The organism is Streptomyces sp. NPDC043680 (genome assembly GCF_056436685.1).
The window spans coordinates 19,769-40,824 of sequence record NZ_JBWKCE010000023.1; the positions used below are offsets into that span (position 1 = coordinate 19,769).

The 21,056-nt window shown below is 70.0% G+C and carries 25 protein-coding genes; 16 read left to right on the forward strand and 9 right to left on the reverse strand.

What is annotated here, in order from left to right; genetic code table 11:
• Positions 1-85: 85 nt before the first annotated feature.
• Positions 86-3,112 (reverse strand): hypothetical protein, encoded by a 3,027-nt coding sequence (locus AC0666_RS30255; protein WP_478708771.1) that lies wholly within the window; start codon positions 3,110-3,112, stop codon positions 86-88.
• Positions 3,113-3,947: 835 nt separating this feature from the next.
• Here AC0666_RS30255 and AC0666_RS30260 point away from each other — a divergent pair.
• From AC0666_RS30260 to AC0666_RS30280, 5 genes are all read left to right on the forward strand, one after another.
• Positions 3,948-4,277 carry a hypothetical protein gene (locus AC0666_RS30260; RefSeq protein ID WP_468964032.1) on the forward strand — a complete coding sequence of 110 codons (330 nt, stop codon included), beginning with the start codon at positions 3,948-3,950 and terminating at the stop codon, positions 4,275-4,277.
• Complete coding sequence (locus AC0666_RS30265; protein ID WP_478708772.1) at positions 4,274-4,522, forward strand: hypothetical protein; 249 nt, start codon at positions 4,274-4,276, stop codon at positions 4,520-4,522. Before AC0666_RS30260 ends, AC0666_RS30265 begins: the two co-directional genes overlap by 4 nt.
• A gap of 173 nt (positions 4,523-4,695) precedes the next feature.
• Entirely contained in the window at positions 4,696-5,817 is a 1,122-nt protein-coding gene (locus AC0666_RS30270; protein ID WP_468964034.1) for a nucleotide disphospho-sugar-binding domain-containing protein, read from the forward strand.
• Between the two features lie 151 nt (positions 5,818-5,968).
• Positions 5,969-6,637, forward strand: coding sequence for a HEAT repeat domain-containing protein (locus AC0666_RS30275; RefSeq protein ID WP_478708773.1), 669 nt, complete (start codon positions 5,969-5,971; stop codon positions 6,635-6,637).
• A 6-nt stretch (positions 6,638-6,643) separates the two neighbouring features.
• Positions 6,644-7,654, forward strand: a complete 1,011-nt coding sequence (locus AC0666_RS30280; protein ID WP_468964036.1) for a HEAT repeat domain-containing protein — start codon at positions 6,644-6,646, stop codon at positions 7,652-7,654.
• A gap of 24 nt (positions 7,655-7,678) precedes the next feature.
• Here AC0666_RS30280 and AC0666_RS30285 read toward each other — a convergent pair whose 3' ends face one another.
• Positions 7,679-8,035: a hypothetical protein gene (locus tag AC0666_RS30285; RefSeq protein WP_468964037.1), complete on the reverse strand. Its 357-nt coding sequence runs from the start codon at positions 8,033-8,035 to the stop codon at positions 7,679-7,681.
• A gap of 583 nt (positions 8,036-8,618) precedes the next feature.
• Here AC0666_RS30285 and AC0666_RS30290 point away from each other — a divergent pair.
• The 7 genes from AC0666_RS30290 (at position 8,619) to AC0666_RS30320 (ending at position 13,231) form a co-directional block, all read left to right on the forward strand.
• Positions 8,619-9,068: a hypothetical protein gene (locus tag AC0666_RS30290; protein WP_478708774.1), complete on the forward strand. Its 450-nt coding sequence runs from the start codon at positions 8,619-8,621 to the stop codon at positions 9,066-9,068.
• 42 nt (positions 9,069-9,110) lie between these two features.
• Entirely contained in the window at positions 9,111-10,025 is a 915-nt protein-coding gene (locus tag AC0666_RS30295; protein WP_478708775.1) for an ABC transporter ATP-binding protein, read from the forward strand.
• A 40-nt stretch (positions 10,026-10,065) separates the two neighbouring features.
• Positions 10,066-10,770: an ABC transporter permease gene (locus tag AC0666_RS30300; RefSeq protein WP_478708776.1), complete on the forward strand. Its 705-nt coding sequence runs from the start codon at positions 10,066-10,068 to the stop codon at positions 10,768-10,770.
• Between the two features lie 12 nt (positions 10,771-10,782).
• Positions 10,783-10,974, forward strand: coding sequence for a flavin reductase (locus AC0666_RS30305; RefSeq protein ID WP_468964321.1), 192 nt, complete (start codon positions 10,783-10,785; stop codon positions 10,972-10,974).
• Positions 10,975-11,316: 342 nt separating this feature from the next.
• Complete coding sequence (locus AC0666_RS30310; protein ID WP_468964044.1) at positions 11,317-11,667, forward strand: hypothetical protein; 351 nt, start codon at positions 11,317-11,319, stop codon at positions 11,665-11,667.
• Between the two features lie 174 nt (positions 11,668-11,841).
• Positions 11,842-12,357: a hypothetical protein gene (locus AC0666_RS30315; protein ID WP_478708777.1), complete on the forward strand. Its 516-nt coding sequence runs from the start codon at positions 11,842-11,844 to the stop codon at positions 12,355-12,357.
• A 64-nt stretch (positions 12,358-12,421) separates the two neighbouring features.
• Positions 12,422-13,231: a hypothetical protein gene (locus AC0666_RS30320; protein ID WP_468964047.1), complete on the forward strand. Its 810-nt coding sequence runs from the start codon at positions 12,422-12,424 to the stop codon at positions 13,229-13,231.
• Between the two features lie 38 nt (positions 13,232-13,269).
• Here AC0666_RS30320 and AC0666_RS30325 read toward each other — a convergent pair whose 3' ends face one another.
• Positions 13,270-13,953: an NADPH-dependent F420 reductase gene (locus tag AC0666_RS30325; protein ID WP_478708778.1), complete on the reverse strand. Its 684-nt coding sequence runs from the start codon at positions 13,951-13,953 to the stop codon at positions 13,270-13,272.
• A 74-nt stretch (positions 13,954-14,027) separates the two neighbouring features.
• Between AC0666_RS30325 and AC0666_RS30330 the strand changes: the two genes are divergently transcribed.
• Positions 14,028-14,429 (forward strand): winged helix-turn-helix transcriptional regulator, encoded by a 402-nt coding sequence (locus tag AC0666_RS30330; RefSeq protein ID WP_468964050.1) that lies wholly within the window; start codon positions 14,028-14,030, stop codon positions 14,427-14,429.
• 460 nt (positions 14,430-14,889) lie between these two features.
• Here the strand turns inward: AC0666_RS30330 and AC0666_RS30335 are convergent, their stop codons facing one another.
• From AC0666_RS30335 to budA, 3 genes are all read right to left on the reverse strand, one after another.
• Positions 14,890-15,444 (reverse strand): Clp protease N-terminal domain-containing protein, encoded by a 555-nt coding sequence (locus tag AC0666_RS30335; RefSeq protein WP_468578721.1) that lies wholly within the window; start codon positions 15,442-15,444, stop codon positions 14,890-14,892.
• On the reverse strand, positions 15,444-15,653 hold the full coding sequence (locus AC0666_RS30340) for a helix-turn-helix domain-containing protein (RefSeq protein WP_030315760.1): 210 nt from the start codon (positions 15,651-15,653) through the stop codon (positions 15,444-15,446). Before AC0666_RS30340 ends, AC0666_RS30335 begins: the two co-directional genes overlap by 1 nt.
• 147 nt (positions 15,654-15,800) lie before the next feature.
• On the reverse strand, positions 15,801-16,586 hold the full coding sequence (budA, locus tag AC0666_RS30345; protein ID WP_478708779.1) for an acetolactate decarboxylase: 786 nt from the start codon (positions 16,584-16,586) through the stop codon (positions 15,801-15,803).
• Positions 16,587-16,884: 298 nt separating this feature from the next.
• Here budA and AC0666_RS30350 point away from each other — a divergent pair, with 298 nt between their 5' ends.
• Positions 16,885-17,181 (forward strand): hypothetical protein, encoded by a 297-nt coding sequence (locus AC0666_RS30350; RefSeq protein WP_468578719.1) that lies wholly within the window; start codon positions 16,885-16,887, stop codon positions 17,179-17,181.
• 26 nt (positions 17,182-17,207) lie between these two features.
• On the opposite strand, the gene AC0666_RS30355 is transcribed toward AC0666_RS30350, so the two are convergent.
• Complete coding sequence (locus AC0666_RS30355; RefSeq protein WP_478708780.1) at positions 17,208-17,870, reverse strand: maleylpyruvate isomerase family mycothiol-dependent enzyme; 663 nt, start codon at positions 17,868-17,870, stop codon at positions 17,208-17,210.
• Between the two features lie 71 nt (positions 17,871-17,941).
• Here AC0666_RS30355 and AC0666_RS30360 point away from each other — a divergent pair, with 71 nt between their 5' ends.
• Complete coding sequence (locus AC0666_RS30360) at positions 17,942-18,862, forward strand: LysR family transcriptional regulator (protein WP_468964058.1); 921 nt, start codon at positions 17,942-17,944, stop codon at positions 18,860-18,862.
• A gap of 90 nt (positions 18,863-18,952) precedes the next feature.
• Here the strand turns inward: AC0666_RS30360 and AC0666_RS30365 are convergent, their stop codons facing one another.
• Positions 18,953-19,411: a GNAT family N-acetyltransferase gene (locus AC0666_RS30365; RefSeq protein WP_478708781.1), complete on the reverse strand. Its 459-nt coding sequence runs from the start codon at positions 19,409-19,411 to the stop codon at positions 18,953-18,955.
• 97 nt (positions 19,412-19,508) lie between these two features.
• Here AC0666_RS30365 and AC0666_RS30370 point away from each other — a divergent pair, with 97 nt between their 5' ends.
• Positions 19,509-19,886, forward strand: a complete 378-nt coding sequence (locus AC0666_RS30370; protein WP_468964063.1) for a hypothetical protein — start codon at positions 19,509-19,511, stop codon at positions 19,884-19,886.
• A 97-nt stretch (positions 19,887-19,983) separates the two neighbouring features.
• Here AC0666_RS30370 and AC0666_RS30375 read toward each other — a convergent pair whose 3' ends face one another.
• Positions 19,984-21,024, reverse strand: a complete 1,041-nt coding sequence (locus tag AC0666_RS30375; RefSeq protein WP_468964065.1) for a magnesium and cobalt transport protein CorA — start codon at positions 21,022-21,024, stop codon at positions 19,984-19,986.
• Between the last annotated feature and the right edge of the window lie 32 nt (positions 21,025-21,056).

Sequence of the window (21,056 nt, forward strand, 5' to 3'; positions counted from 1 at the left end):
GCCCGCGCCGTGGGCAGGCCGCGGCGCAGCGGACGGCGCAGCCGCTGCGCCGTCCGCTGCCCTGGTCAGCGGGGGTCGAGGGCGCTCAGGACCGTACGATCCGCACCGAGTCGCAGCCGAAGAAGCGATAGGTGCGGCCGGTGGCGCCGTCGATGAACGAACCCTTCGCGCAGGCCTCGGTGTCTCCCCACTGGAGACCGGAGGTCGCCGAGGCGAAGTGGAGCACCATGTCGGGGTCGCCGTCCCTGATGCGCTCGACCGGAGTCGTGGTGCGTTCGGGCACGTCCTCGATGTGGCCCCTGTTGTGCACCTCAGCGCTCCCGCCCGTACCGCCGAACACGGCGCTGCGCGGTCCGAAGCGCACGGTCAGCGGCTGGATCGTGGTGGCGTCGAAAGCCAGCGGAAGTGCGTATTCGCCGGCCGTCGTCGTCAGGACGCCGAGGGGCACGGTGTCGGCGGGGATGTTGACGGAGTTGGGATTGGCACCCGGCTTGATGTTGATCGCGACGGGCACGACGCAGTCGAGGGTGAACTCGGCCGGCCGGTGGTTGTTCGCCGCGACGGGGTCGGTGTCGTCCGGCCGGGCCGGAGTGATGGACGAGGTGAACCGGTAGGTGTGCGATCCCGGTTCTGCGCAGCCGACGGTGAAGGTGTTGTCGAACGACTGCGGGGTCCCGACCGCGAGGGCCGGGACGTCCCGGGTCGACGAGGAAGGCGTCACCGTGGCCCCCGGGTCGGCCGTGGCATCGGTGACGACCACGGCGTCCATCGGGCTGGACGGCCCGTTGTTCGCCACCGTGCTGCGCAGGGTCACGTCCAGGGTCTGCCCGATGAGCACCTGCGTGGGCGGGGCCGTGGCGGCGAAGGACGTGACGGCGAGGTCGGCCACCGCGACCACCCGGGTGTCGGTGGTGGCCGTGTCGTTGTCCGCCACCGGGTCGGGACCCATGAGGTTGTCCACGGTGGCATGGTTGGTGAGGGTGACCGGGCCGCCGGCGTCGTGCACGAGGTCCGCCGGCACATGGGCGGTGATGGTGACGGTGCGCGAGGCACCGGCGACGAGGTCGCCGACACCGCAGGTCACCGTCGCGTCGGACGCGTGGCACGCCGCGTCGTCGCCGACGTAGGAGACCTGCGACGGCAGGGTGTCGACCAGGGTCACCGCGGCGGCGGGCTTTGAGCCGTGGTTGGTGACGACGGCGGTGTACACGAGGTCCGTGCCGGCCGCGACCGGGTCGGGATTGTCGGTGACGGTGACCCCGACGTCGGTGGTGTTCTGCTCCTCGTACATCGCGAGCAGATCGCTGGTGGTGGGGACGTCCTCGCTCTCCGGGTTGACCGCGGCATTCGCGGAGTCACCGAACTGACGGAAGGGCAGCGACACGAAGGTCCAGTCGTCGGAGCCCTTCAGGGTCTCGTTGGTCGAGGTGTTGACGCAGGCGGGGGGCCTGGGCGTGGGGCCGGGGCCGGCGTTGTCGAGGTTCGTGGCGGGCACGCTCGCCTCGAACGGCGGATCGCCGTCGTTGTTCCAGTCCGGGCTGGTGTCGAGGTTGTTCGGGACCTTCTGGCCCGCACTGTTGACGAACACGAACCGGTTGACCGGGTCGGTCGCGTCGAGGACCGTCGGTTCGGTGAGGGAGTTCTCCACCAGAGTGCCCAGGGGAGCGCGTCCGCGCGCCGTGCCGTCGACCGTGGTCCTGGGCGGCGAGTAGTCGAGGATGGTCCCGCCTCCGACGCGGGGGATGCCGCCCTGCAGGTCGTAGTTCATGACGCTCACGTAGTTCGGCTTGCAGTTGGGCCGGTCCTCGGCGCCGCCGTGACGCAGATTCAGGTTGTGCCCGAGCTCATGCATGATCGAGCCGGCATCGAGGTTGAAGACGATGAAGTCGTTGCCCCCGATCTCACCCTGGCCACCGGTCCGACGCGGGCATGTGGCCGGCCGGGGGGCCATCTGGCCATAGTGGTAGATCAGCCGCCGGTTCCGGGTGAAGTTCAGGTCCCTGGAGGCGTAGAAGTTCGTGTCGAGGCCGCAGGCGCCGGACGCGGGGATGACGCTGCCGCCGCCGAGGCTGTCGCCGACCAGGCAGTCGGGGTCCTGCGCGTCGGTGAAGGCATCGCCGTCGTTGTTCACGCCGTCCCCGCAGTTCGTCGGCTGCGGGTTCTCGACGCTCGCGTCGAGGTAATCGGTCAGCCGCGTGTTGCAGGTGGGGTCGAGGCCGTCGATCAGCCCGTCCGCACCGTTGTCGATGCCGTCGGAACACGTACCGACCGGCCCGCCCTCGCGGCCCCCCGGGTCGAGCAGGCCGCCGGTGTCGACATGAAGATTGATGCCGGGCCTGCCGTCGGGGTTCGGCGGTGCGTTCACACCTGAACCGCCGTTGTCGGCGTTCCTGCTCGCCGCGCTCGCCCCGGCGTCGGGTGGCGCCGCGGCGAACGCCTTCTTCATGGCCTGGACGTCCGCCCGGGCAGGAGCCCGCCCCGCCACCCAGTCCAGTTCGAGGAAGACGTCCTTGTGGTCGGGCTCGGCTCCCATCGCCGGCAGGTCCACATCGATGGTGCCGTCACCGTCGTCGTTGTACCCGTTGCGCTCCCAGCCGTCGAGCAGACCGTCGCCGTCCGCGTCCCCGCTCGTCGAAGCCGTGCTGACGTCCCAGCACACCTTGACGGAAGGTTCGTCGTCCTCCCCGCCGTCGCCGGACGAACAGGACTGCGGCCAGTTCACGTTGTCGGTCTTGTTCAGGCCGGTGTCGCGCCACTTGCCGTCGGTGTAGGAGACGACGAAGTCGAGGTTGTTGTCGTGGTCGTGCGGGGTGTCGTCGCCCAGGTCGTCGCCCGAGGTGTCGTCCGCGTCCCAGATCTGGATCGTGACGGGAACGTTCAGGATGGTGTCGGGCAGTTCGGTGGAGACCACCCAGTACGGGTCGACCCCCGAGACGTTGTCGACGGTGGGCGTCCGGTGCTCCACGCCGTTGATGAACACCTTCGCGTAGAAGTCGGGGTGCCCTTCCAACGCGGCCTCAAGCCCCTCCGCGGAACACGGCTCGACGCACCCGACATGGGTGATGGTCACCGAGAACGGGCGGGTGCCCGCCGCCTGCGCGGGGGCTGACACGAATGCCGGTAGGAGCGCAAATCCCGCCAGAGCGGCCATGGTGTGCAGCCACTTCGCGGTTCGTCGCATAGAAGTCCCTCTCGTTGCGGGCGCCAGGGCCCAAGGAACGCAAAGACAGCGATCCGTTCCACTGGAGGGAGACCGGCACGCTGACCGCGCGCGACAGTTTGCCGGTTGGTGTTCTGCACGTCTTCGAAGCTCCACCGGCGAGTCCGGGTGGATTCGCAGGCCGCCCGCTGACGGCCGGCACAGCGGCGAACGCCGCATGACCCCCGGGTCTGCCGAACCCGCGCCCGGGGATCGAACCGCGCAACACCTGGGCGCGAGCCGCGTGCGCAGCGGCACCTCGGGTGGCAGGATCAGGGAGGGGGGGCGCAGGACTGTTCCTCGGGAAGCAAGAAGACGACGAACCGCTGATGTTGCAGTCACCCGGACTGGACGGCGACGGCCCCCTCATGAGGGGAAGCTTCGTGCTCGTCCGTACGGCGTCGCCGCGAAAGGGGTCGGATGGCATGGACGACTGCAAGCAGACCTCCTGCCACCACGACTGGGGGAGCCACGACGTGTTCTGAGCTTCGGGGTGGCGGAATCTGCGCCATGCCGCGCTCTTGGCCGTCACCGACCGCAGCAATGGCAACAGGGGCACTGACACCCGCCCCACGGTCCCGTACGGCTCCTGCCGTGGCACTCTTGCAGCTGCTCGTACGGGTGGGACGCGCCGGCCGGCTCTGGCGGTCGCGAGGGTCGACGGGGGGCTGGCTGTGCCGGGTGGGGATCGGGTACGCAGGCGCGGCGGGGTCCGCCGCCGCGGGCTGGGGCGGGTGAGACGCCTGTGATGTTCGGATACGCCGGTGACTGGACGGCGTTGCTGTTCCTGCTGGTGGTGCTGTGGTGGCTCTGCGGGCCGTTCGTGATGGGCGGCCTGGGAGTGTGGTGCGGCCGGGCGAGCGGCCGGTCCCGAACCAAGGCGCGGATCGCGTCCGTCGTGGTTCCGGTGGCTGTGATGGCGGCGCCGGCGGTCGCGAAGTACAAACCGGACGGAGTGATGCCGACGCGGGGCGACGTGATCGGCTCCCTCGTGATGGAGGTCGGCCTGCTGACGGTCCTGCCGTGGCTGCTGGGCTGGAGCGTGGCCCGGTTCCGCCGCAGGCGGCGCGAGGGATGACGGCTGCCCGCGACTACGGCTGCGGTTTCGCCGACGCCGACGCCGCCGCCGACGCCGTCATCGCCTCGACAGAGGAGGACGGCGGCCACTGGCCGCTCGACGCCCGCACGCCGGAGCTACGGGGAGCCGTCACGTATCCCGGAGGACCCGTGGACGGCTGCATACGCGCGCTCGGCGACGGGACCTGGCTCACCTACGACGCCGGGAGCGGGACGCTCAACCGCCGAAGCCTCCGCGCAGCCTGACGGCGGTGTCCCAGGAACACATCGCGCCCCACCGACAAGGCCCGTAACAGAACGTCCGATTATCGCCCCCCTTTGCGGGAACACCGTGCGCCTACCCGTCAGTTCAACGAACGGAACCGGGGCGGGCCCGCACGACTCGTCCTCGACCGGCAGACCACTGGCAAGGAGAAACCGTGCGCATACTCTTCACCGGACCGGCCGCAGCCGGCCACCTCTTCCCGATGATCCCGACCGCTCAGGCCCTGCACGCCGCCGGCCACGAGGTGCTGTTCGCGAGCTCGCAGCCGCTGAACCGGCTCCGTGAGGCCGGATTCCCGATCGTCGAGATCGGCGACGGCCGCACCATCCGGGAGGCGTTCGAGCAGACCACCGGCGAGGAAGTGCGCTACGTCACGCCCGACATGACCCCGGACCAGATCCTCGACAGGGCGGCCTTCGGCTTCGCACTCGTCTCCCGCGCCACCGTGGACGGCCTTCTGGAGGTGGCCGACAACTGGGGCGCCGACCTGCTGGTCTACGACTCCTTCCAGGCGTCCGCCCCACTGGTCGCCGCCAAGCTCAAGATCCCGTCGGTGATACAGAATTTCGGCGTCAGCTCCGGCCTCGACATGGTCGGCCGCCTCGCCGCCAACTTCACGGAGGCGTACGAGACGTACGGGGTGGCCGGCCCCGCCGAGGCCACCGCGCTGAACATCGTCCCCGCCTCGCTCGGCGGCGACCCTGGCGGCCTGCGGATGCGCTACCTCCCCTACAACGGCGGCGGCATCGTCCCCGCCGAGCTGCTCCGCCGCGGCAGCCGCCCGCGCGTCGCCGTCACCCTGGGCACCGTGCTCACCGAGATGGACGGCGTCCGCGCCATCGTCCGGCTGATCGAGGCCGCCGCCTCGGTGGACGCCGAGTTCCTGCTCGCCGTCGGCGACGCCGACCTCACCCCGCTCGGCACCCTTCCGGACAACGTACGCCCGCTGCCCTGGGTCCCGCTCGCCGAGCTGCTGAGCGCCTCCGACGCGCTGATCCACCACGGCGGCTCCGGCACCCTGCTCACCGCCCTGCAGGCCGGCCTGCCGCAGCTCCTGCTGCCCCAGGGCGCCGACCACTTCACCAACGCCGACGCCCTCACCGCGACCGGTGCCGCCCTGCGCTCCGCCTCCGACGAGGTCGACGCCCCGCTCCTCACCCGCCTCATCACCGACCCGGCCCTGCGCGAGGCCGCCGCCAACCTCCAGGCGGAGAACGCCGCCCTGCCGACGCCGGCCGAAACGGTGCCCGCGCTGGAGGCCCTGATCACCTCCTAGAGCACGGCACGGCGCCGGTGGCGGAGTGCCCTCACCCCGCCACCGGCAGGTACGAAGTCGATGCGGGCAACCGGCTCGTCACGTCGCGGCGTGACCCGCTTGACCTTGACACGGTGACAAGGTCTTCACTGGGGCCAAGGAGGTGGTCCCGATGCCCACACCAAAGCAGGACACGGATCTGACGCGCGCTCTCCAGGGGCTGGAGAGCGCCAGCTCGTCGCTGCGGCTACGGGCAGCGTTGGCGGTCGGTACGACCCCTGACCCGCGGTACATCGACCTGCTCATCCGACGATGCGCGATCGAGCCCGAGTTTCACGTGCGCGAAATGCTGACGTGGGCGCTCACCCGCCACGCGGCGTCCATGACGGTCCCCGAGCTCCTCAACGAAGTCCGCTCGGAGCGCGCCCAGGCCCGTAGTCAGGCGTTGCACACACTGTCCAAGATCGGCGATCGGCAAGCCTGGCCGGCGATCACGCGGGCACTGCTGACCGACGCCGACGACGAGGTGGCGCGGAGCGCCTGGAGAGCAGCGGTCGTACTCGTGCCCGAAGGCGAAGAACCCGAGCTGGCCGCAGTGATGGTGAACCAGCTCGGACGTGGCGGGCGTGAGACGCAGTTGAGCCTCAGCCGGGCGTTGGTCGCGCTCGGGGAGGTGATCACGCCGACGCTGCTCGCCGCGACGAAGGATCCCGACCCTGGCGTACGGCAACACGCCCTCGCCACGGAAAGGCTGCTGCGCAACCCGGACGCCGGGTTCGAGTGCGCGATCGAGGAGGCGAAGCGCATCATGGCCCTCGGCACCACCGGCGGGGAGGGGTGAGGGGCAGTGCTGATCGGTGAGGTGGCGCGACGGTCCGGGGTCAGCGCCCGCATGCTCAGGCACTACGAGTCACTCGGCCTGGTGCGGCCAACGGGTCGTACCGGGGCGGGCTATCGGGAGTACGCCGGCGAGGACATCCGGCGCATCTTCCACATCGAGAGCCTGCGGTCGTTGGGGCTGTCGCTGCGGGACATCGGGCGCGCGCTCGATGATCCCGGTTTCAAGCCCTCGGAGCTCGTCGACGACCTCGTCCGCCAGACGCGAGAACGCATCGCGCGCGAGACGGCGCTGCTCACACGCCTCCGTCGGATCGGTGCCGCGGAACCGGCCGAATGGGAGGACGTCCTCCAGACCGTCGCACTCCTCCAGGCCTTGGGGTCGGAGAGCGCCGGGAAGCGCCAGCGTGCAGCCCTCTCCGTAGGGGGGACGGCTCCGCTGCCGGTGGAAGCACTGGTCGAGGCAGCGCTGAGCGAGACGGACCCGAACGTCGCCGGAGCCCTGCGATGGGCTTTGGCGCAATCGGGCGACGGCGACGGCGGCGGAGCGGCACTGCTGGCGGAGGGCCTCGGCTCACGGGCAGCCGAGGTGCGCGAACGTGCCGTCCAGGCCATCGCCGAGATTCCGAACGGCGAGGCCACCGCACTGCTGCAGGCCGCCCTCACGCATTCCGACATCGTGGTCCGCAGGTATGCAGCTCTGGCGCTCGGGGCACGCGGGGTAGCCGACGCGGTCCCCACGCTCATCGACATGATCGTCGACGGGACGAAAGACGCCGATGCAGCCGACGCACTGAGCGCGCTGGCGACTCGCCCCGGTGTGGCGGACCAGATCGCCACCCGGCTCGTTGACCGCCTCGCCCACGGCACCGTTGCACCCCCTGTACGCAGCCGGCTGACCCAGGCGCTCGCGGACATCCCGGGGAGCACGGCGTCACGTGCCCTCACGGATCTGTCGCACGACGAAGACCGCGCCGTTGCGCTGACTGCGGCGTACGTTCTCGGAATACGCGACGCCTGATAACGGATCCACGGCTTCTCGGGGTCACCTGCCGCCCAGGAAGGAGCGGGCCGGGACGAAGAGTTCGTGGCCGGTGGGGAAGCGGACGCGTACACCGGAGTCGCTCCATGCGGTGGATTCGATTCCCCCGGCGCCCAGAGCGGTGTCGACGTCCACCCAGTGTCCGTAGGACGGGGTGGGGGACCTGCCGATGGCCAGCCTGTAGGAGTCTCGCCCGGACAGGCTGTAGGTGTGCACCAGCGCCAGGAAGTAGGGTGACCGGTCGTCGTAGACGATCGCTGAGGGAGCACTGCTGCGGTACGTCACCTCGGTCCGCGGCCACCACAGAACGGTCATGAGGACGACGGTCAGCAGGACCCCCGCCACGCCGCCCAGCAGCATCCTGCCGATTCCGGTCGTCCGGCGGGCCCGCGCGGCCTGGTCGGGACGGCCAGGCGTGAAAGTGGCGATGAGGTTCCTCCAGGTTCGGCGCTGCTCCGCACCCGTCGGTCGGAGATGGCTCTGCGAAGAGGACGCGGAACGGGGCCGACGGGTTGTGGCGAGTGCGGCCCGACAGCAGTGGACACGCCTGCTGCCCCGCCCTCCTGACTCGGCCAAAGGGCGACCGCGTTGGTTTCCGGCCACGATCTGCCCTCGTGCGCAATGTGTCTGTGCGTGGCCGTTTTCGGAGGGGTTACGCTGCGCGTTCGCCGGCGGGACGTCCTACGCGGGGGGCTCGCGCCGCCCCTGGCCGTCGCCGGGTGACGGGAAGGCGCCAACGACCTGCGGCAACTCCCAGCAGCAATGACCTGCCGCAATGACGTCTGGAACGAGGAGACATGCCCGGCGAACTCAGGATCCCGACCTTCTGCGAGACCGGTGCCGGCCTCCTGCTCTGCGTGGTGGACCTCATCCACCAGAGTGTCCCGAAGAGCGTCTGGGACATGGAGCGGCTCAGAAGTCCTTCGGCAACCGAACGGTGCCGATGACCCTTGCCGATGGCGACGTCACGGCTTTCGGCCCCTGCCCGGACCGGACCTGGGTGGCCTCCGCGGTGCTCCGGCACCACGGCATCCGGCCCACCATCGTCCACCACGAGCGGAGGGTGCCGGGCTTCGGCCTGTCCACGGCGCACATCGCGATGGAGATCGACCTCGGCGGACGCGTCTGGATGATGGACTCCGGCAGCCGGGAAACCCGCTTGATCGAGGGAGGGTACTACTACAACCCCGAGGTCGAGAAGACGCTGGCGCTCGAACGGTTCGACCTGATGGACATCACACCGAACCAGATATTCGGACTCGTGGCCACCGAGAACATCGACATGCATCTCAAGTTCGAGCACTACGCGAAGCAGGCACGGAAATACAGCGAACACATCGTCGAGGACCGTTTGGCCCTCGACAAGAGTCACAGCGTCTACTACGAACTGTGATTCGCGATCGTTCGTGCCGTGCGCCGACGGAAAGAGAGCCAATTGACCGACCTTGCATACGAGATCGAACACCTCGTGAAGATCTACCCGCACCAGACCGAACCCGCGACCAATGACGTCTCGCTCGATATCCGTACCGGGGAAGTGTTCGGGATCCTCGGCGACAACGGAGCGGGAAAGACCACACTGGTACGGCAGATGGTCAACCTACTGCGTTCGACATCGGGTGAGATCCGGTTGTTCGGGCGGCCCATCTCCCAGCACCCGCTGCACGTGAGCCGGTCCGTCGCCTTCATGCCGCAGAGCAGCGGTGCACTCAACCGGCTGAAGGTGGGCGAGGCCATCTACTTCGCTGCTCACCTGCGCGGTATGACCCGCCGGGACGCGCGCCTGGAGCGCGACGCCATGATCGAGACCTGGCAGCTGGGAGCGGTACGGGACAAGTCCAGCTCCCGCCTGTCCGGCGGTCAGCAGCGCCTGCTGCAGCTCGCCCTCGCCATGGCCGGACGGCTGCCCGTCGTCGTGCTGGACGAGCCGACCAACGACCTCGATCCGGTCAACCGGAAGCACGTCTGGGAAGTGCTGACGAAGGCCAACGCCGAATACGGCACGACCATCCTGTTCATCACCCATGACGCAATCGAGGCGGAGCGGATCGTCCACCGGGTCGGGATCATGCGCCACGGCCGGTTCCTCGCCACCGGTCAGCCTGCCCAACTGAAGCGTGGACTATTGGAACACATGCGTCTCGAAGTATGGCTGGCTCCGGGTGAGGCACCCGTCTTCCCGCCGGACATCCCCCAGCACTGGAAATCGGACGACAACGTCGTCCTGTCCGTCCCGCGCGATCGCGCGCCGGCCCTGCTGTCCGAACTGCGGCTGCACGAATCCGTCGACTACCGGCTCTACTCGGCAACCCTGGAAGACTTGTACCTTCACTATGCGACGTCAGACTGAACGCCCGGGAATAGGAGCCCAGTTCCTTGACCTGTGGCTCATGCAGCTGTCCAACTGGCGATGGTCCTGGCGCGCCATGGTCGTCACGGGAATCTTCGCTCCCATGATGAGCATCGCCGCGCTCGGAGCATTCGCCCACGGGCGCGGCCAGGAAGCGCTCACGTACGTACTCACCGGCAGCATCCTGCTGTCGCTGATGTTCGAGAACCAGAACAAGGTGGCGCAGAACTTCGCCTTCATGAAGGCGATGGGGACGCTGGATTTCCTGGGTACCCTCCCGGTGCGCCGTTACATGGTCATTCTGGCGACGGTTCTCGCCTTCTTCGTGCTCTCCGCACCGGCACTCGTGGTCACTCTGCTGCTCGGGTCCACGCTGCTCGGTGTGAGTCTCTCCGTGAGCTGGCTCGTCCTCGTGGTCGTTCCCCTGTGTGTACTTCCCCTCGCCGGAATCGGAGCGGTCATCGGAGTGCTGGCCCGCACCCAGGAGGAGTCCAGCTCGTTCACCCTGCTCGTCACCATGCTTCTGCTGTTCTTCGGGCCTGTGGTCATCCCCGCCGGCCGGATGCCGCAATGGCTGCTGACGATCAGCCATGTCAGCCCCACGACGTACGCGGCCTCGGCGCTGCGGCAGGTCCTGGTGGGCCCGGTGACCGGACGCCTCTGGGTCGACCTGCTCGTCCTCGCGGGGCTCACCGGGGTCACCCTCTGGTTCGCGGGATCGCGCATGCAGTGGAAAGCCGACTAACCCCCGCTGGCCCTGTTCTGCCCGGCGCTCACGAGCCGCACGTGGCCGCAGCTCCGAGCGGCCGGCGGTTTGTGCGTCAGCATCCTCAACGAGCGCCGGCAGGACCTCTCCCGGCAGTTCGCCGGCGCCGAGAACCGGTTCGCCCGCGTGTCGTGGACGCCGTCACCGGGCGGCATGCCCGTGCTGGGGGGATCCGTCGCGTGACCGGAGTGCTCCGTCGTCGACGAGCACCGCGCCGGAGACCACCACATCGTCGTCGTCCGGCTGCACCACACGGGCTCCTCGGGCGGTGACCCGCTGCTGCGGCACCGCGGGCGCTATGCACGGCTCGCGGCACCGGGCGGGGAGGTGTGAGGGGCTGGAGCGCATCCTGTTCCCGCCCGTCGTGGGCGCGGAGACGTTCCACGACCCCGCGGACGCCGTCCTGCTTTCGCCGACCGTTGGACCGCCGGCCGGGGGCTGTTCCTCACCGTGATCGCGGTTGTGGCCGCAGAGCAGCACTCCGAGCCCGGCAACACACGTACTGCCTGAGACAGGGAGACCGCCGTGCGCGTGGTAGTGCACCAGCCCGGATACCACCGACATCTCTACTACTTCTACAAGACCGGACATCGTCTACACGCACTGGGACTGCGCTACTTCCGCTCCCCGTACAGCACCGGATTCGAGCCGAACTTGTTCTTCGTCGGTACGGAGAAGCTGATGGACGTGAAGGTCAAGGCCCTGGAGTCCTTCGCTTCGCAGCGGCAGCTGGACATGGACGTCTTCCGGCAGTTGGGGGCGGTGGCGTACCGCCAGCACGTCCACCACCGGGTCGTCGAGCGCTTCGGCGACGACTCCGCCTATTCCGAGATGTTCAGGGTGCAGCGCTCCATCGAGTTCGGAAGCGGGAGGTAGCCCCCATGCGGCCGTCCCGGCCCCCGCCCGCAGCAGCGGAGCGCATCCGTATCGGACTGGCCGGATGCATCCTCGAACACACCGTCACCCTGGGTGCTGGATCGATTACTTTGTGTATGGTCTTCTCTGGTGTGCTCGCACACGTCATGAGCAGGCGAACGCGGAGGAGCAGTCATGCGTACATGGAGGACGGCGGCCGGCGCCGCGTCGATGGCGGTCCTGGCGCTCATCGGCGCCACCTCCCCCGTCGCGGCGACAGGGGCGGCGACCAACCCCTCCGCTTCGGCCACCGTGTCCGCAGGGACCGTTCACGAGGGCGGTGTCGAAGCCGGGAGGTCCGGCTCGGACGCCGATGCTTCCGCGGCGATCCGCTGCGAGGGCCAGGTGCAGCGACCGCACAACTCCACCCACGTGCCGGGCACCGTCAACGTGGTCGTGACGGTCTCGTGCACCGCACCGGTGTCGGAGATCACGACCCGGGCGGCCCTCTACGAGAACGGACGGCTCGTCAACCAGTCCGCGCTGAGGACGCAGAGGAACGCCCGTAGCGGCCAGAACAACGCGGCGGTGCGCTGCTCTCCCGGCAACTACCGCGGCTGGATGTACTTCAAGGTCGTCTTCCCGCCCGGCTACCAGCCGCCGACCGGCTCCGGCAACGGCCTCGGCGAGGAAGTGGCCCTCAGCTGCTGATCCGCGGCCGTCGGCAGGGCAACCCCGTGGTGCACGGGCGCGCCGCCGAGGAAGGAGTTCCGGCGTGCGCCCCGTCCCCGCCCGGATCCTGCGCCGGCGAGTGGCGCAGCTCGACACCGCGGCGCAGCTCACCGCCGACACGGACCACGGTCTGCGCCATTTCACCTCGGTCATGACGGGGTGGACCGAGCCCGAAATGACGGCCCTGGCGGGCGGTCCGGCGGTCCTCGCCGCCTCCGAGGTGGGGGAGGCGGACGAGGTCGCCGACAGCTGCCTGCTGCTGGGCCGGCTCGCCCGGGACGAGGAGAGCCTTGTACGGGGGCCCCTCGACCGGGCCCGCCAGCACTGGATCGGCACCAGCCCCCACGAACTGGTGCCCCACCGGCAGCCAGTGCTGGCCCGGGAGCGGTTCACCGCGCCGGGCCAGGACCCGGCTCCACCCAGCGCGAAGCCGTTCCACCTGGGGCTCTACACGTCCACGGCACAGTCTGACGGGCCGGGCATGTGGCGGATGTACCTCGACCTCGGATCGAGTCTCCATCCCCGGCCCTGGCAGACGTGGCAGCTGCCGGTCACCGCCCGCGCCACCGACATCCTCGAAGTCGGCGGCGCGGGCGACTGGGCGGCCTTCGTCACGCGCTATCCCCTCGTCCGCGGCGACGACGTCTACCCCGACTGGACGAGGGCCGCCCGGGACTTCGCCGCGGTGCACATGACGCTGCGCGCGATCGTCGCGGCCCAGGGGTTCCGGATCCCGGTGGCGGACGGCCTGGCCGTGGCGCCGTACTGGGACGTCGAGTCAGTGCTGTGGCTGCGCTGGAGCTTCTCCACCCCCCGCCTGGTGGAGGTCACATCACCCCACGACCGGCCATGACGCCTGGCGGCGACTCGGGGAAGGCGACTGAGCACCCCTCAACGCAGTACGCCGGCGGCTTCTTCTCCTGCCTCGCGTGTCGGGCCGGTGGCATACGCCAGGGGAGGCGCGATGGCTTGGGCATCGGCTCCCTCGCCGACCCACAGCCCGATGAAGAGCGCGGCGGTCGCCTCAAGGAGCCCCGCTCGTTCGAGACCGCCGCCGACCAGGGGCTCGCAGCCGACATCCCGCACCAACTGGTGGACGAGCGTGAGGGCTTCCTCGTCGTCTCCGCAGACCGGAACGGCCAGGGGCCGTCCGTCGAACAGGGGCGGCGACATGCGCCACACGTCCTCGTGGCAGAGGTTGAACGCCTTGACCACATGGGCTTCCGGTGCGGCTGCGGCCAGTTGCCGTGCAGCCGAGATGCCGCCCTGCGTCAACAGGCGGAAGCCGGGACCGACCGGATTGGAGCAGTCGATCAGCGCCTTGCCGTCCAGGGCCGCCCGCAGGTCCCGCACCACGCCCGCGCCTGCGTCGAAGGGCAGCGCGGCCAGTACCACCTGCCCGAAGTCGGCCGCCGCCCGCGGACCGGCGGGCTTGGCGCTGCCCCCGAGCCGTGTCGCGAGCCGCTCCGCCTTGTGCATGTCCCGTCCACCGACGGCCACGTCGTGCCCGGCCCGGACCCAGTGGGTGGCGAGCGCCTCCGCCATGTTGCCCGTGCCCAGTACACCGATTCGCATCACGCATTTCCTCTCAGAACTTGCTCGGACCTTTCGCCACGACGCTAGAAGGCCCGTCAGGCACCATGTGGTACGTGACGACCGACGCCTTCCTCGCCGACTGCCGTGCCCGCCTCGCCTTCGACCTCCTGTCCAACACGTGGAACGCCGTCGTGCTCTGGGCACTGCGCGAAGGTCCCAGACGCCCGGTCGAACTACGCGAGCAGATCGGGGGGATCAGCTCCAAGGTCCTCACCGAGACGTTGCGACGTCTTCAGGCCAACGGACTCGTGGACCGGCAGGCACACCCCGGAACGCCGCCGCGCGTCGAGTACCGGCTCACCTCGCTGGGCCAGACCTTGCTGGCACCCATCGACGCCGTCGGAGCATGGGCCTTCGAGCACGGCGACGAACTCATGGCCGCCCAGGAAGCCGCAGGCACCATGGGCGAGGATGATCCGGAGGAACCGGACATGCCCGGGTGTTGCGGGTCATGAGGGTGTTGAGGCGGCGTCCGGCAGCGGCTTCGGGGCATAGCTGCGGAGTACGAGAGATGGGGTGACGGGGCCGTAGCGCGCCAGCGCGTCGACAACCTCTTCGAGTCGTTCGGCCTGCAGGCAGTGGACGTCGAAGATGAGGCAGTCTTCCCCGGTGACTCCCAGGATGGACGTGACCTCGGGGTCTTCGAAGCGAAGTCCAGGGCGCGGGAGAGGAGGGCGTGGGTGGTGCGCAGCCGTAGGAGTGCGTGGATGTTCAGACCGAGTGCCGCCGGGTTGACCACGGTCCGATAGCCGGACCTTGCGGGCGCGTACGGAGCCCTCAACTCCGCCAGTGGCCTGGGGGCGTGGCCGCACGGACGCGAACTTCTGGACGCGCTGACCGTGGAGTGATCAACGGTGGAATCGGGCGGTGGCCTCCGCCTGCCCGTCAGGTCGCCGGTCCGGTGGTCATCCTCGATCAGGGGGCGGCCGGGCTGGAGACCGCCGCGTCGACGGAGGCGTACGTCACGCCATGGTCGGCCAGTGCCTCCGCAACGATCCCGCCGGTCGTGGTGAGCGCCAAGAGGATGTGCTCGTCGCCTATCTCCCGGTCCTTGCGTGCCAACGTCACCCGGAGGGACTTCTCCAGTACGGTCTTGGCTTCCCGCGAGAACGACGGGCGCCGCGACCGCCACCCCGCGTCCTTGCGATCGCCCGTCAGTGCGCCTGCGCCGTGGGTTTCCTCCACCCGGGCCACGATCGCGCCGACGTCGATGCCGAGGTCCGCCAGCGCCTCCGTGTCCGCCCGGGACAAGCCTGCCCGGCGCCTGGCGTCGGCCAGGGCGGTGGCCAGGGACGGGCGGCGGTCCGGCGGGCACAGCTCCCGGAGCGCCGCTGCCGCCCGGGTGTCGTCTCGGTCGAGCAGGGCCAGCAGCAGGTGCTCTTCGGTGACGGCCGCCGCTCCGGCCCGATCCGCGTGCTCGACCGCCCCCTTCACCACGTCACGTGCGGCTTTCGTGAACCGTTCGAACATCACTGCCTCCCGTACTTCTTGTGGACGGCCTGCCGGCTGACTCCCAGTTCGGTCGCGATCTCCTGCCACGACCATCCCTGATTGCGCGCACTGCGCACTTGGACGGCTTCCAGCTGTTCCAGCAGTCGCCGTAGGGCGGAGACGGCCCGCAACCCGACCCGAGGGTCGCGGTCGCCCGCCCGCGCGGCGAGATCGGTCGCATCGGTCATGCTGTCAACTTACGTTGACGACACTGTTGTGTCAACACTGGTTGACGAGCGACCGCGGCCGGTTCATACCGCCGTTTCCCGCACGCGCCTCGGAGTCGGCTACTGGGCCCCGTCATCCCGCGATCCCGCGTAGGCACGCGGTGTTGCCTACGGCCGCTTCGGGCCGCCCTGGAGCGCCGCCTCGATCTCCCCCGCTACGTCACCGCGGCCGAGCTGAGCGGTGTGGAAGTCCTGCGTGCGCGGCATGCGCAGGACGAGCTCGTAGCCCACGTCGACCCGTACCCGCCCGGAGCGGAGCACGAAGTCGTAGGCGTGTCCCCCGCGCGTGCGGCAGCCGGAGAGGAAGTGCAGGTGGTATCCGGCGGCGGCCACCCCGAGCATGTGGGTCGGGCTGCGGAAACCGACGATGGTCCCGTGCAGGTCGGTGTGGGTGGAGATGATCTGACCCGCGACCGCGTCGATCAGCCGGGGGTAGGGGCGGTGCTGTTCGGGGAGCATGCGGGTGACCATGTGGTCGAAGTGTCCGTCGACACGGACCGCGTAGAACATGTTGGGGCTGGGGAGCGCGTTGTCGACCACCGCCCTCAGCCCTGCGGCGTCGACGGGCTCGGTCACCCGCCAGTCGTACTCGCCGTGGAAGTAGGTGACCGCCGCGAGGGGAGTGCGCGCGGCGAGGTCGGCTTCCCCGGCGGTCCCGTCGGCGCGCAGTCGGTAGCACCGGCCGTCGAGGACGATCATCTCGCCGTCGAGCCGGTCGAAGGTCCCGATGCCGAAGTCGCCGTGGCGGCAGAGCTCGGCGATGCTCGTCGTGCCTTCGTAGACGCCTTCCAGCATGGCCGTCATGGTGGAGGCCTGGAAGATCCGGCCCCGCGGCCGGACGAGCGGTTCCTGTGGCTCCGGCCTGCCGCTCGGAGTCGACTGCGGTTCCGGCATGTGTCCCCCTGGGTTCCCGTCAACGCGACGGTCCGCCGGCGGCTCGCAGCGCGCATCCGCTTCCCCCGCCAGACCGGCACGCAGCACGGTAAGGAACCAGCCATGTCGTCACAACGGCGCGCAACCGGTCGCACGTTGTGCGCGGCAGTGCACCCGGCCGGCGTCCGCCGTGTGACACCCCCGCGCGCCCCACCACGAGGCGCGCGACAAGCGTCTTCAGGGCGCGCCGTGGCATGAGCCCGGGGATGGAGGGCATCCGTTCCGTCACAGCCGTTGTGTGGCGTTCAAGGAGGTGGACATGGCCGGGACCCAACTGACCGCACGGGAATCCGCGCTCTGGGACCAGCTGGTCGCGGAGCTGGACGATGGCTCCGCCGCGCCGGAGTCCACCCGAACGCGACGTCCGGGAACAGGCAGAGCACGTCGTCTGGGCGTGACGGCAGTGCTGTTGCCGGCGGCGGTGATGCTGCTCGTTTCGGCGAGTCTGGTGGAATCCGAACCCTTGGCGTGGGGCGGTGTGATGGCCTGGATCGGCGCGGTCCTCACGGTCTCCCACCTCCAGGGCCACGGGCCGCGACTGCCCTGGGGCAGGTGAACGGCCGACCTCGGGGTGCCCATGGGTCATCCCTCCGCGGCGGCTCGGACGAAACGGCTGCTCGGCTCACCTCGGAGCCGTCCGGCCGGAAGCCTGCGCCCGAAGGCCAGCAGGAGGAGGTCCTGGGCGGCGCCGTACACGGGCGAGCCGGAGCCGTATGACCAGTCCAGGTCCTCGGCGCACATCCGTACGCCGTCGAGGTCGGCGCCGAAGAACCTCAGGCTGCTGGGCCGGACCTCGTCGAGGAGGATCCGCAGCCGGTCCTCGGGGACGCGCCGGTCGAGGCCGAGAGCGACGGTGACGTCCAGTCCGTGCACCACATCATGGCCGAGGGCCGCCGCGACCCCGCCGACCGGCGGGGTCCAGCGGTGGTCGGCGTTGTCCCGTACGAAGGCGGCGAGTTCGGCGGTGGAGTGGGCGGCCGCGTCCCTGCGTGCCACGCGGTCGGTCATACGGTGCAGGCTCCCGCGTGCCTTTGCCAGCTCGCCGAACGTCGCCGGCAGGGAGAGCCGGAACCCCATCGACATGTGGGCTGCGACCTCCCGCACTCGCCATCCCGTGCAGAGGCTCGGTTCGTTCCACTGGTCGGGCCGCAAGCCGTCCAGCACATCGGCCAGCTCCCGGCGCTCCCTCGCGATCGCGGCCCTCACCTCGGCCTTCGTCGCCTTGCGCGCAGTCACGTTCTCCATGTGATCCAGCGTGCGGGCCGCCGTTCGATATCTCCAATAGATGTTTCTGCTCCGACCTAGAATCCCTGGTTATGGAGCTCAGACAACTGCGCTACTTCGTCACCGTCGTCGACGAGGGCGGTTTCACCCGCGCCGCCGCCCGGCTGCACCTGGCCCAGCCGGGTCTCAGCGCCCAGATCCGTCAGCTGGAGAAGGAGCTGGGGCAGCCCGTACTCGACCGATCCGCCCGGTCGGTGACCCTGACGGAGGTGGGCCGGGCCGTCCTGCCTTACGCCCGCGCCGCACTGGCCGCGGCGGATGCGGTGCAGCAGACGGTGGACTCGTACACGGGGCTGCTACGCGGCCGGGTCACGCTCGGGCTGGTGTCCGGCGCCGCCGGACACGCCTTCGACATCGCCGCGTTCCTCGCCGACTTCCACGACGACCATCCCACTCTGGAGGTCGCACTCATCGAAGACACCTCGGAGCGGATGCAGGCCGCGCTCCTGGCCGGCGAGCTCGACATCGCCCTCCTCGGGGCGACAGAGGAGGCACCTCCGCCCGGAGTGGCCTTCCAGACGGTGATCGACGTTCCGCTGGCAGCCGCCGTCGCACCCGCAGACCCCCTCCTCGACCCCGCCGACCGCACGAGTGTGCCGCTGGCCGAATTGCGGGACCGGCCCCTGATCTGCCTGCCGCGCGGCACCGGAGTGCGCGCTGCACTCGAACGTGGCTGCGCGCAGGCCGGATTCCGTCCCCGCGTCACCTTCGAGGCGGCAGCCCCCCACGTGCTCGCGCAGCTCGCCGGGCGCGGCCTGGGCGTTGCGGTGCTGCCGGCCGGCGAGGACGACCGGACCCGCGACGGACGACAGCTCCGCACGCTGCGCATCGTCCGACCCGAGATGCGCGCCCGCATCGCGCTCGCCTGGCGGGCCACCGGACCCGCGGGCCCGGCGGCCCAGGCGCTCCTCGATCGTCTGCGCGAAGCCCTGCCGAAGCCGCCCCTGGGCTAGCGTCCGCTGCGACGACGACAAGTGATCCGGTGTCCGCCCTGCCTTTTGCAGCGGTGGCCGGATGTCGTACCGCCCGAAGGACGATGCCGATCAGGAGCCGTGCACGGTCGAGGTCGGCTCGCGCACCATGAACACGTCCACCGGATCCTCGGCCTCCCCTGTGAATCCGTGCCGTTCGTACAGCCGCCGGGCCGGACTGCCCTGCAGGACGTTCAGCCGGACCAGGGTGCCCTCGCGGTCGCACCGCTCCAGCAGTTGCCGCAGCACGGCCGCGCCGATACCGCTGCCCTGCAGGTGAGGGGCCAGGTAGAAGTGCTCAAGCCAGTGGGCGTCCTCCGCCGGCCGCAGTGATACGCATCCTGCGAACGCGCCGTCCACCTCGATCACCGAGGTGTGCATCGGAACGAAGCCCTCCCGCAGCCGCTGCCGCACCCGCTGCTCGTCGTACCGCCCGAGCCGTTCCAGATCCGCCCGCAGTACCACGGCCCGCAACTCGGCCACCGCCTCGACGTCCGCCGCCGAAGCCGGCCGGATTCCCCAGTCCGCCATGATCATCAGACTATCGTGCCGAACCTCGGGTGCGCCGCTTCGGCGGTGGAGGAAACCCCTTGGGGAACTTCGCGCCCGCCCGCATAGGCTCGGCCGCATGCCCCGCTCTTCGAAGAAGTCCCGCCGGCTCGTCGCCGACGGGCGCACCTACCTGTGGACGGTCCGCCACGGCCACTGCGTGCTGGAGAACGGCGGCTGCCGCAAGACCCTCACCCTGCGCCCGCATCCGTCGGGCGCCGGCGGCCTGCTGCGCTTCGTCTTCGACGAGGGCCCCGGTCGGTACGTCTCGGGTTTCACCACGGGGTCGGGCGAGGTGGGGGCCGTCGGTGTCGGCGCCCTCAACCTCCACGAACCGGGCACCGTACGCTTCCTGCTCGACACCGCACTGGCCCGCGGGTGGGAACCGGGGGAGAGGCGGGAGGCGAGGTTCGACGGCTGGACCTTCCTTGAGGCGGCGGTCGCCGCCCGGGGCTGACGCTCCGGCCGCGCCGCTACCGCGGGGCCCGCCGCCGGGGCAGGCTCGCGCCGACCAAGCCCTGTCCCGTTCCGGAGGGGGACTCGGCCGACCGGGACTACGGGTGTTCGTCCCGCAGTCCTGCCGGGATGTCCGGGCTGGGCTCCGCCGGGTGCCGTCGGCGGCGGAGCCAGACGTACAGCGCCAGGCACGGCAGCAGCAGGCCGATGGCGGTGAGGGTGAAGAACGCGGTGAAGCCGCTGATCCGCCCGACCAGCCAGGAGAAGTTCTGGCCGAAGAAGCCGACCACGAAGGACAGGGGCAGGAAGACGGTCGCGAGGATCGTGAGCTGCTCCATGGTGGCGCTCTGCCGCAGATTGATCTTGTTCTGCTCGACGGAGATCACCGCGATGTTCGCTTCCAGGACGGTGGCCAGGAGGTCGCGCTGGGCGGCCACCTCTTCGTTGACCAGCAGCAGGTGGTCGTGCACGTTGTGGAAGTACGGCAGGAGTTCGGAGGGCGACTTGCCGGGCTTGAGCAGGCGGGAGAGCACCGCGAGCAGCGGGTGCACGGCGCGGTAGAAGTCGGTGGCCTCACGCCTCAGGAAGTAGATCCGTTCGGTCGGGGCGACCGCCCCGGAGAAGACGGTGGCCTCGATCTGCTCGATGTCGCGGTCGAGTTCCGCGACGACCGGCGCATAGCTGTCGACGACCTGGTCGAGGATCGCCCACAAGGTCGAGACGCTGCCGGTACGCAGCAGCTCGGGTCGGCGTTCGATCCGGCTGCGGGCCCCGTGCAGCTCGCTGGCGATGCCCTGGCGCACGGTGATCACGAAGCGCTCGGAGAGGAAGATGCTGATCTCGCCGGTGTCCACCTCCTCGCGCTCGTCGTCGTAGCGTGCGGTGCGCAGGATGATCAGCTCGGTGCCGTCCTCGTACTGCTCGGCCTTGGGGCGAAGGTGGAAGGTCCGGGCGTCCTCGACGGCGAGTTCGTGCAGTCCGAAGCTCTCCCGCACCTTGTCCATCTCCTCGGGACCGGGTTCGAAGATCCCCAGCCAGACGAAGCCGCCCTGCTCTCGGCATGCGGCCGCCTGCTCCAGCGACATCGGGCCTTCCTGCTGCCGGCGCCCGTCGCGGTAGTGCGCACAGTCGACGATCACGGCGTTCCTCCTCGCGTCCGGCGGACGTGCAC

Bases quoted from the DNA above. Each gene is read 5' to 3' on its own strand.
- AC0666_RS30260 (WP_468964032.1), top strand. From the start codon at position 3,948: ATGTTCGGATACGCCGGTGACTGGACGGCGTTGCTGTTCCTGCTGGTG.
- AC0666_RS30265 (WP_478708772.1), top strand. From the start codon at position 4,274: ATGACGGCTGCCCGCGACTACGGCTGCGGTTTCGCCGACGCCGACGCC.
- AC0666_RS30275 (WP_478708773.1), top strand. From the start codon at position 5,969: ATGCCCACACCAAAGCAGGACACGGATCTGACGCGCGCTCTCCAGGGG.
- AC0666_RS30285 (WP_468964037.1), bottom strand. From the start codon at position 8,035: ATGCTGCTGGGCGGCGTGGCGGGGGTCCTGCTGACCGTCGTCCTCATG.
- AC0666_RS30290 (WP_478708774.1), top strand. From the start codon at position 8,619: ATGACCCTTGCCGATGGCGACGTCACGGCTTTCGGCCCCTGCCCGGAC.
- AC0666_RS30300 (WP_478708776.1), top strand. From the start codon at position 10,066: ATGCAGCTGTCCAACTGGCGATGGTCCTGGCGCGCCATGGTCGTCACG.
- AC0666_RS30315 (WP_478708777.1), top strand. From the start codon at position 11,842: ATGCGTACATGGAGGACGGCGGCCGGCGCCGCGTCGATGGCGGTCCTG.
- AC0666_RS30325 (WP_478708778.1), bottom strand. From the start codon at position 13,953: ATGCGAATCGGTGTACTGGGCACGGGCAACATGGCGGAGGCGCTCGCC.
- AC0666_RS30335 (WP_468578721.1), bottom strand. From the start codon at position 15,444: ATGTTCGAACGGTTCACGAAAGCCGCACGTGACGTGGTGAAGGGGGCG.
- AC0666_RS30340 (WP_030315760.1), bottom strand. From the start codon at position 15,653: ATGACCGATGCGACCGATCTCGCCGCGCGGGCGGGCGACCGCGACCCT.
- budA (WP_478708779.1), bottom strand. From the start codon at position 16,586: ATGCCGGAACCGCAGTCGACTCCGAGCGGCAGGCCGGAGCCACAGGAA.
- AC0666_RS30350 (WP_468578719.1), top strand. From the start codon at position 16,885: ATGGCCGGGACCCAACTGACCGCACGGGAATCCGCGCTCTGGGACCAG.
- AC0666_RS30355 (WP_478708780.1), bottom strand. From the start codon at position 17,870: ATGGAGAACGTGACTGCGCGCAAGGCGACGAAGGCCGAGGTGAGGGCC.
- AC0666_RS30360 (WP_468964058.1), top strand. From the start codon at position 17,942: ATGGAGCTCAGACAACTGCGCTACTTCGTCACCGTCGTCGACGAGGGC.
- AC0666_RS30365 (WP_478708781.1), bottom strand. From the start codon at position 19,411: ATGGCGGACTGGGGAATCCGGCCGGCTTCGGCGGCGGACGTCGAGGCG.
- AC0666_RS30370 (WP_468964063.1), top strand. From the start codon at position 19,509: ATGCCCCGCTCTTCGAAGAAGTCCCGCCGGCTCGTCGCCGACGGGCGC.